General features: G+C 33.1%; 1 protein-coding gene. It reads right to left on the bottom strand.

Features of this window, described 5'->3' with window-relative positions:
* Positions 1-167: 167 nt before the first annotated feature.
* The coding region (locus A5875_RS22260; RefSeq protein WP_088935738.1) for a DUF2075 domain-containing protein at positions 168-1,293 on the bottom strand (1,126 nt) is incomplete at its 5' end.

Here is a 1,293-nt window from a genome sequence, read left to right as displayed (position 1 = left end):
TGTAGAATTACAATATCTTCCCCATTCAGCGATTGCTTTTTATTCATAACAAATTCTCCTCGAAAAAAGTATTTTATTATGCATCATTCCGTTGCATTCTAAACTTACTAAAAAAGTAACTAATTGTAGTAATCTGATAAGAATTGAAAATCTTTGAATCTATGAGCCTAACAATCAAATTTAGAATCCCGCTGCTTTTGAAGTCCAAGTAAATGATTACGCAAGCTTTCATTTACAGCATAGATATAAATCCCGTGAATACTTCGCTTCATTAACGTGTTTAGAGAATTCAAGATAATTTCTTCTTTACTCTTGAGCAGTTCACCTTTGCTTAAATCTTCTCGGCCCGTAAAAGCACCTGTATCCTTGTATTTGGAAATATCAATAACTAATGAGTCAGTTTTTTGGTCATAATCAATTGATGGTCCTAAAAATACTCCAACATGGTTCAGATCAAATCCTTGAACAGTATATATTGATCCTACTTCTTCAATAGTATCTGCTCTTTCGGCCCATGTTGTTTTTGATTCCGTCGTATTCCAAGGCATATGCAGACCATCTTCATCTACATAATAGGTTTTTTGGTCTTTTTTATGAAGGTAATCAAAAACTGATACGATTCGTGCTAAGCCGACCTTCTCATCCAAAAATTCAATCTTCTCTTTGAGACTTTCAGGAGTTGGCATAATCTCGAAAGAATAATCCTCTGTTGATTTCGGCAATTTTGAAATCTTCTTACTGTGAAAATTATCTATCCACTTTAAAGTGTCTTCAGAACTTTTCATACGGAATTGATCTGTTAACGAATAATGTTCAAATCCATATTGTTGATCTATCTGTTCCATCAATCCTTTAGCCCAGTAGCTTTTAGTTCGCAAAACTTGCTTTGGATCAAAGATGAAGATTGTAATTTTTGAACGCTTGATGATTTCTTCCAACTGATTTTTATAATAAAAATTATTGTAGCGATCCTCTTTTGTTAATAAAAGATGTGCTTCATCAATTAGAACAATATCAGCTTTCTTTCCTTTTTTATCCACCCCATTAATAAAGCTCGTTGGACGTAAAATATGGTTTTTTTTCAAATTCGGAAGACTTTCCGCTATTGAATGATACGTTTTGATCATCTCACCATGGTTCACTAAAAGATAGTTATCAGTTCCTGATATAGAGGAAGTTTTGTCTTTAGCTAAATCTTGTAATGTATTGTAAAGTGATGCTAAGACAACGCTTTTCCCTGTTCCAGCTTCTCCCTCAATCATGAATACTTTTTCTTTTGTACTATCAATACTC

Origin of the sequence: Enterococcus sp. 3H8_DIV0648, assembly GCF_002140655.1 — a bacterium.
In the GTDB taxonomy this organism is placed as follows: Bacteria; Bacillota; Bacilli; order Lactobacillales; family Enterococcaceae; genus Enterococcus_A; species Enterococcus_A hulanensis.
The sequence above is the reverse complement of the archived record's forward strand: the minus strand, read 5'-3'. Positions and strand labels throughout refer to the sequence as shown.